The sequence below is a fragment of the Variovorax sp. IB41 genome, from assembly GCF_016405905.1.
Lineage (GTDB): Bacteria > Pseudomonadota > Gammaproteobacteria > Burkholderiales > Burkholderiaceae_C > Variovorax.
In genome coordinates this window covers 158,350-165,850 of the sequence record NZ_JAEFCB010000014.1, presented here as the reverse complement: position 1 = coordinate 165,850, position 7,501 = coordinate 158,350, and the positions used below count along the sequence as shown (strand labels likewise).

8 protein-coding genes are annotated in these 7,501 nt (G+C 68.6%); 1 reads left to right on the top strand and 7 read right to left on the bottom strand.

Features of this window, described 5'->3' with window-relative positions:
- The 3 genes from ruvC to JC881_RS23145 form a co-directional block, all read right to left on the bottom strand.
- On the bottom strand, positions 1-545 hold a 545-nt coding region (ruvC, locus tag JC881_RS23155), incomplete at its 3' end, for a crossover junction endodeoxyribonuclease RuvC (protein ID WP_198788029.1).
- 5 nt (positions 546-550) lie between these two features.
- Positions 551-1,540: a phosphatidate cytidylyltransferase gene (locus tag JC881_RS23150; RefSeq protein ID WP_198788027.1), complete on the bottom strand. Its 990-nt coding sequence runs from the start codon at positions 1,538-1,540 to the stop codon at positions 551-553.
- Between the two features lie 4 nt (positions 1,541-1,544).
- The gene (locus tag JC881_RS23145; protein ID WP_198788025.1) at positions 1,545-2,396 is read right to left on the bottom strand and encodes a lysophospholipid acyltransferase family protein; all 852 of its coding nucleotides are present in this window, start codon (positions 2,394-2,396) and stop codon (positions 1,545-1,547) included.
- Positions 2,397-2,405: 9 nt separating this feature from the next.
- Here JC881_RS23145 and JC881_RS23140 point away from each other — a divergent pair, with 9 nt between their 5' ends.
- Positions 2,406-2,852, top strand: coding sequence for a ribosomal maturation YjgA family protein (locus JC881_RS23140; protein WP_198788024.1), 447 nt, complete (start codon positions 2,406-2,408; stop codon positions 2,850-2,852).
- Here the strand turns inward: JC881_RS23140 and mtgA are convergent.
- Genes mtgA through JC881_RS23120 form a run of 4 tightly spaced genes read right to left on the bottom strand, consistent with a single transcriptional unit; the run spans position 2,797 to position 7,393 of the window.
- Positions 2,797-3,540 (bottom strand): monofunctional biosynthetic peptidoglycan transglycosylase, encoded by a 744-nt coding sequence (mtgA, locus tag JC881_RS23135; RefSeq protein WP_198788022.1) that lies wholly within the window; start codon positions 3,538-3,540, stop codon positions 2,797-2,799. The two genes, JC881_RS23140 and mtgA, sit on opposite strands and share 56 nt — an antisense overlap.
- Before the next feature lie 4 nt (positions 3,541-3,544).
- On the bottom strand, positions 3,545-4,402 hold the full coding sequence (aroE, locus tag JC881_RS23130; protein WP_198788020.1) for a shikimate dehydrogenase: 858 nt from the start codon (positions 4,400-4,402) through the stop codon (positions 3,545-3,547).
- Positions 4,403-4,425: 23 nt separating this feature from the next.
- Positions 4,426-5,277: an energy transducer TonB gene (locus tag JC881_RS23125; protein ID WP_198788019.1), complete on the bottom strand. Its 852-nt coding sequence runs from the start codon at positions 5,275-5,277 to the stop codon at positions 4,426-4,428.
- Between the two features lie 49 nt (positions 5,278-5,326).
- Entirely contained in the window at positions 5,327-7,393 is a 2,067-nt protein-coding gene (locus tag JC881_RS23120; protein ID WP_198788017.1) for a ribonuclease catalytic domain-containing protein, read from the bottom strand.
- Between the last annotated feature and the right edge of the window lie 108 nt (positions 7,394-7,501).

Below are 7,501 nucleotides of genomic sequence, written 5' to 3'. Positions count from 1 at the left end.
CGCGAACGCCCTTGCCGGTAGGTGCCGGCATGGGTCTTGGACAATTCCGCCGCCTGCGCGAGTCGTGCCATCGACCGCCCCACCTGCGCATGCGTGATCGCGATGCCCAGCGCGTCGGCCGCGTCCGCGCCGGGCAGGCCGGGCAGGTCGAGCAGGCGCTTGACCATCTCCTGCACCTGCGCCTTGGCGGCCTGGCCGTGGCCCGCCACCGCCTTCTTCATCTGCAGCGCGGTGTATTCGGCCACCGTGAGGTTGTTGTTCACCAGCGAGGTCACGCACGCGCCGCGCGCCTGCCCCAGCAGCAGCGTCGACTGCGGGTTGACGTTCACGAAGATGATTTCCACCGCCGATGCATCGGGCTGGTAGCGCTGCGCGATTTCGGCGATGCCGTCGAACAGCACCTTCAGGCGCGCCGGCAGGTTGCCGCTGCCCAGGTGCCGCGTGCTGATGGTGCCGCTGGCCACGTAGCGCAGCGCATGGCCGTCCGCATCCACCACGCCGAAGCCGGTGGTGAGAAGGCCGGGGTCGATGCCGAGGATGCGCATGTCTGTCAGGCGTTGAAATACCAGCGGATGGAGTGAAAGAAGATCGGCGCCGCGAAGCACAGCGCATCGACGCGGTCCAGGAGGCCGTTCGCGCCCGTCACGCCCACGCCCTTCTTGCCCCAGTTCGGAATGCCGCGGTCGCGCTTGAGCGCCTTCATCACCAGGTGACCCATCGAGCCCGCGATGCAGGCGATGACCGACACCGCGAGCGCCTGCCCGAACTTGAACGGTGTGATGAACGAGAAGAGCGCGCCCACCAGGCTCGCCACCACGATGCCGATGGCCCAGCTGGTCCAGTTGAAGCTGCGGCTCACGTTGGGCGCGAACGGCGTGCGCTGCGTGCGGCGCGAGATCACGTGCTGTACCAGCACCGAGGTCTGCACCACGAACACCAGGAAGAACACGAGGAACGCGCTCTTGCCCTCGTAGCCCGGAAAGCTCAGCAAGAGCAGCGCCGGCACATGGCTCATGCCGTACACGCAGACCATGATGCCCCACTGCAGCTTGGCGTTGCGTTCGAGGAAATGGCTCGGGTCGTTCGCCAGCGCACTGGCCACCGGGATCGCGAGGAACACATACACCGGGATGAACACGGTGAAGAGATCGAAGCGCGCCGTCGCCACCAGCCAGAACTGGATCGGCAGCACCACGAAGAACGCGAGGATCAGGCTGCGGTGGTCGCCGCGCCGCGTGGGCGAGAGCGTGATGAATTCGCGCAGCGCGAAGAACGAGATCAGCGCGAAGAGCACCGTGGCCACCGTTTCGCCGAGCGCCCAGCCGATCCAGAACACGATCACCATGAACCAGGTGGTGCCCAGGAGCGCACGGTAGTGCGCGAGCTCGGCCTGCCAGGCGGCGTCGTGCACCGGGTTGCGCTTCTCCCGAAAGCTCAGGAAGAAGGCCGCGGTGCTGATGATCACCAGCACGCCGAAGACGATGAGGAACAGGGCCGCGACCTGCTGGGTCGGGGAGAGGCTGCGCAGGAACTGGTTCATGTCTTCAAACGTCGCGCAGGGCGATCACCGCGGCACGCGCGCGATCGAGGAAAGGACGGCGCTCTTCGCCCTCTTCGACGCGCAGCGGCGCGCCGAAGGTGACCGAGCAAAGGATGGGCACCGGCACGATCTCGCCCTTGGGCATGACGCGCTGCACGTTGTCGATCCAGGCCGGCACGAGCACCACGTCGGGGAACATCGTCGCGAGCGTGTAGAGGCCGGACTTGAACTTCTGCGGCTCGCCCGTGTGGCCGCGCGTGCCCTCGGGAAAGATGATGATCGAGTCGCCGCTGCGCAAGGCCTCGACGAGCGGCGCGAGAGGGTCAGCGGGCGGCGGCGCGGGCTCTGTCGGTGGCGTCGGCTCCGCAATGAATGGCGGTGGCGCGACGGACGGGGGCGGCGGCGGTGGCGCTGGTAGATCGAGTTCGCCTTGCAGTTCGTTCACGGCTTCGGCGACCGGCGGCGCGACCGGCAGCAGCGGCTCCATCGACGGCTCGATGCGTTCGGCAGGCGCCGCAACCACAGCGGATTCAGGTGCCGGTTCGGGCGCAACGGCGGCTGCTGCAGCAGGCGCCGTGGCCGCGCGCTCCACATACACCGCGTTGAACACTTCGGTCGTGATCCACCGCTTGACCGGCGTGTTGGCCCAGTAGTCGCGCGCCGCGATCGGCCGCGTGATGCTCCGCAGTTCCTCGGGCAGGGCCGCCCAGATCATCACGAGGTCGGCGTGGCTCTGGTGGTTGGCGAAATAGATGCGCTGCTCGGCCTTCGGTGGGCAGCCGTACCAGCGCGCCTGCGCGCCGGTGAGCAACCGGACGATTCCCAACAACAACCAACCTGTGAGCTTTGCCAGCATATGGGCGCGATGATACGGGCCATGCGATGGCGTTTCGATCCTCTTTCACTGGCGTGGGCGGTGGCCCTGTTCATTGTTCTTGCGCTGCTGGCCACCGTCGGCGCGCGCTGGGGGTGGCTGCGAAGTTTCTTCGGCGATGTGCTGGCCGTGGTGTGGGTGTATTTCGTCTTCAGGACCTTCATCGCCGCGCGCGTGCTGCCCCTGGCACTGGCCGCGCTCGGCGTGGGCTACGCGGTGGAATTGGGCCAGTTCCTCGCATCGGCCTGGCACCTGCACATTCCGAACCGGGCGCTGCGCATCGTGCTCGGCAGCACCGCCGATTGGTGGGACGTGGTGGCCTACACGATCGGCTTTGCGGCCGTGCTGGCCCTCGAAGCGCTGCGCGCGAAGCTCGGCAAGGTCAGGGCAGCTCGGCCGACGGCATCCGCGCCACGACCGTCGACGCCCGCCCGCTGAGGTACGGCGAGCCGGGCCGGCGCTCGAAGAACTTCGGGCTCGGCAGCATCACCGCGAGCCGCGCGGCCTCGTTGGCGCCCAGGCGCGAGGCGGGCTTCTTGAAGTAGTACTGCGACGCGGCCTCGGCGCCGAACACGCCCTCGCCCCACTCGACGTTGTTCAGGTAGATCTCCAGGATGCGGCGCTTGTCGAGAAACACCTCCAGCAGCGTCGCGAGCACCAGCTCCTGGCCCTTGCGCAGCATCGTGCGCTCGCCCGAGAGCAGCAGGTTCTTGGCCAGTTGCTGCGTGATGGTGGAGCCGCCGCGCAGGCGCACCGGCTGCACCGGCTTGCCACGGGCCGCGGCGCGGGCGGCGCGCTTGGCAGCGAGCTCCTCGGCCTTGGCGTTGCGCTGGCGCGCGCGCTCGATGGCTTCCCACTCCACGCCGTTGTGATCGACGAAGCCGGCGTCTTCGCTCGCGATCACGGCGCGCTTGAGCGTGTCGTTGATCTGCGCATACGGCACCCACTCCTGGCGCCAGCCGCCCTCGCTGCCCTTCTGGAGCGCGACCTGCCAGACCGCGGAGCGCTGGAACGCGGTGCTCTGCGGATCGATCACCGCCATGGCCGCGATGCGCACGACGAAGAACAATTCGAGCGCGATGCCCGCCACCGCGAGGCAGGCAATGAGGCGCAGCACGGCCTTCATGGGTTCAGTGACCGGCGGCGAGCGACGCGCGCAGCTCGGCCAGCACCTGGGCCGACGGCGGGCGCACGCCGCGCCAGATCTCGAACGACTCCGCAGCCTGCTCGACCAGCATGCCGAGCCCGTCGCGCGGTACCGCGCCATGCGCCTCGGCCCAGGCCATGAAGCCCGCGGCCGCGGGGCCGTACATCATGTCGACCGCGAGCGCGCCGGGGCGCAGCACCTTGGCGCTCACCGGCACCGCGTCGCCGGCGAGGCTGGAGGCGGTGGCGTTGACCACCACGTCGAAGGCGCCCGGCACTTCGTCGAGCGCCCAGGCTTCGAGCGAGGCGCCGTGGCCGAGCGCGAGCGCCGCATGGCGCTGGACCACCGCGATCGCCTTGTCCACGGTGCGGTTGGCCACCACGATGCGCGAGGCGCCCGCATCGAGCAGCGGGCCGAGCACGCCGGCCGCGGCACCGCCGGCGCCGATCAGCAGCAACTCCTTGCCCGCGAGCGGCACGCCCGCATTGCGCACGATGTCGTTGACCAGGCCGATGCCGTCGGTGTTGTCTGCGTGGATGCTGCCGTCGGCCTCGAAGCGCAGCGTGTTGACCGCCTGCGCGAGCGTGGCGCGCGCGCTCGTGTGCTCGGCCAACGCGGCGGCCTCGAACTTGAAGGGCACGGTGATGTTGCAGCCGCGCGCGCTGTCGCCGCGTTCGGCGGCTTCGCGGCGGAATGCAGCGATGCCTTCGGCGAAGGCGCCCAGCGGAATCAGCCGGCGGCCGTAGTCCATCTGCTGGCCGCAGAGTTCGGCGAAGCGGGCATGGATGCGTGGCGAGCGGCTGTGCTCGACGGGGTTGCCCATGACGCAGTACAGGTCCATCGCGGCGGTCTCGCTGCTTGTGCTTATTGAGAGATTTCCATCGTGCCGTCGCGCGCGAAGCGGAACGTGCCCTGGATCACCATCTGGTCGGCCTGCTCCTGGCGCATCGCGGTCGTGAACTTGCCGAAATTGCCGGTGCTGCGGACGATGGCCTGCGCGCGGCGGTCGAGCGCGATGTTGCCCGAGCTCTGGTCGACCACGGTGGCGAGCACGTTGCCGTCGAAGTTGACGGTCAGCGTCATCTTGAGCTCGCCGTACAGCTTCTTGCCGGCCAGTTCGGGGAAGTTTTCGGCGGCGCGCGCCTCGACGCGGCGCAGCATGGTGTCCACATACACCGCGAAGGCGGCCTCGCGCGTGGAGGGGCTGATGTAGCGCTTCTTGGGACGCGAGTTTTCCTCGTTCACGCGGCGCTCGATCTGGGCCAGCAGCTCGACCATCTGGCGGCGCTTTTCTTCCTGCGCGGCGGCTTCGGTCGGCTCGCCCGCATTGCGCGGATCGCGCACCGGCATGGCGGCGATGTCGCGCCGCAGCTGCGTGATCATCTGCATCTGCTCGGCCTGCAGGGCGTCGACCTGCTTGCGCGCGTCTTCGAACGAATCGCCCACCGCGGTGAAGCTCGATGGGGGCAACGGGCTGGTCGCGCGGCCCTTGTCGAGGTCGCCGCCGCCCGCGAGCGAGGTCTGCGCCATCAGCTTGGCGTTCGCGTCGGGCCGCTCCTTGGTCTTGCTGTTGACCAGGATCACCTCCAGCGGCGTGTCGGTGAACGCGCGGTTGAACGACTCGGGATCGACGAAGCGCACCGCCAGCAGCGCGGCATGCGCAATGACCGACACGCCCAGCGCAATCTGCAGCGTGCTGAGGTCCTTGAAGTTCATTCTCGAAACTCCTCCAGGGGGCGCACTTCTCCGGACGTTTCGCCGAAGTTCATGCAGGTGTGGGTGTGTTCTCCGGCGCGGCTTCGCTGTCGCTCAGGTCGACGGCAATGGCGATCGGGCCGGCGACTTCTTCTTCGTCCTCGCCGCTCTCGTCCTCGGCCGAGGCATCGGCCTTCGGCGCGTCCAGGCGCTCGAGCACGGTGCCGCTCACGTCCAGCGCGATCTCGTCGATCTCGCCGAGCTTCACGCGCAGGCGCGCACCGCGCTCCTGCTGGCCGGCCACCGGGAACACCAGCGGCAGCGCATCGGCACGCACCAGCGCGCCGTTGGGGATGTCCTTGATGACCGTCGCCTCGAGCTCGGTGATGCCTTGCTGCTGCAGGTACTTGAGCGTCCAGAAGCGTTCCATGCCGCCCTGGTAGCCGTTGTAGGTGGCATAGGCAGCGTCGAAACCCGAGAGGATCGAGAACAGGTCGGCGTCCTTCGGCTTGAAGGGCGCGGCCAGCGCGGCGGTCTTGCCGTGGCGGGCGGCCGCGATGATCTGCCACTGGTTCACCAGGTCGGTGTAGCGGCGCAGCGGCGAGGTGCTCCACGCATAGCTCTTCACGCCCAGGCCCGCATGCGGCAGGGCGCGCGTGCCCATGCGCACCTTGATGCCGGGCGCCAGGCTCGCCTGGCTGCGGTAGAGCCCGGGCACGCCGAGCTCGCCGAGCCAGCCGCCCCAGCTGCTGTTGGCCAGGATCATCGCTTCGGAGACGATCAGGTCGAGCGGCGCGCCGCGCTGGCGCGTGGTGATCTGCACCTGCTCGTTGCCGGTGGGCTCGTTGCCGTCGTTGCCGACGAGGCGGAAGTTGTAGTCGGGCCGGTTGAAGTTCTCGGGCTTGCCGCGCACCACTTCGCGTTGCGCCTTCAATTGCTTGGCAAGGCGGAACAGGAAGGAGAGCGGGGCGCGCAGGTTCGCGGCGGCGTCGGGCGTGTTCTCGCTCGTGACCGCGGCGTCTTCGAGCCAGGGCTGCGTGACGACGCTGTCGAGCTGGTCATGGCGCAGGTTGGCGACGATCGGCACGCGTTCGAGCTTGGTCTCGGTGCCTTGCAGCTCGAGCGTGGCTTCGTCGAAGCGCGCGTAGAGCGACACGGCCGGGCGGTCGGCGCCTTCGAGCAGCGTGTAGGTGTTGACCACCTCGTCGGGCAGCATCGTGATCTTGTAGCCCGGCATGTAGACCGTCGACATGCGCGCGCGCGCCACGTTGTCGATGGCGCTGCCGGGCGTGAGCGCCAGGGCCGGCGCCGCGATGTGCACGCCGACCGTGACGGTGCCGCTGCCCAGGCCCTGCACCGAGAGCGCGTCGTCGATTTCGGTGGTCTGCGAATCGTCGATCGAGAAAGCCGCAACGCCGGTGGCGACGGGCAATTCGTCCGCGATGGCCGGTGCCGCGAGCGCGGGAAAGCCGGTGCCCTTGGGGAAGTTCTCAAAGAGGAAGCGGCGCCAGTGGAACTGGTAGGGCGAGTCGATCGCGCCGGCGCGCTCCAGGAGGTCGAGCGGCGGGCGCTGCGTGGCGCGCGAAGCATCGACCACGGCCTTGTATTCGGGGGCGTTCTTGTCGGGCTTGAACAGGATCTTGTAGAGCTGCTCGCGGATCGGCGGCGGGCACACGCCCTCGGCCAGTTGCCCGGCCCATTCGACGATCTGCGCCTGGACGGCCTTCTTCTTCTCGATGGCGGCGAGCGCCTGCTGCACGATCTCGGCCGGCGCCTTCTTGAAGCGCCCCTTGCCCGCGCGGCGGAAGTAGTGCGGCGCCTCGAAGAGCGCGAACAGCGCGGCCGCCTGCTGGGCGAGCGATGGCTTGTCGCTGAAATAGTCGGCCGCCAGGTCGGCAAAGCCGAATTCGCCTTCGGCTGCGAACTCCCAGGCGAGGTCCAGGTCCATCGTGGCGGCGAGCGTGCGCGCCTCGGCGATCAACTCGGCCGGGGAGGGCTTCTCGAAACGCAGAACGATGTTGGCGCCCTTGACCTTGACGCGCTTGCCGGTCTCGAGCTCGACCTGCGCGGAGGCTTCGGCCTCCGACAGGACACGGCCGCCGAGGTACTTGCCGGCTTCTTCAAACAATACAAACATGAAGCGATTGTCCCACGCGGAATCGAAGGGGATTCCATTCCAGGGATGCCGCGGAACCGGCTTTGCCGGGCCGCAGGCATCGCCCCCTGCAAGGGGGTTGGCGCAGCG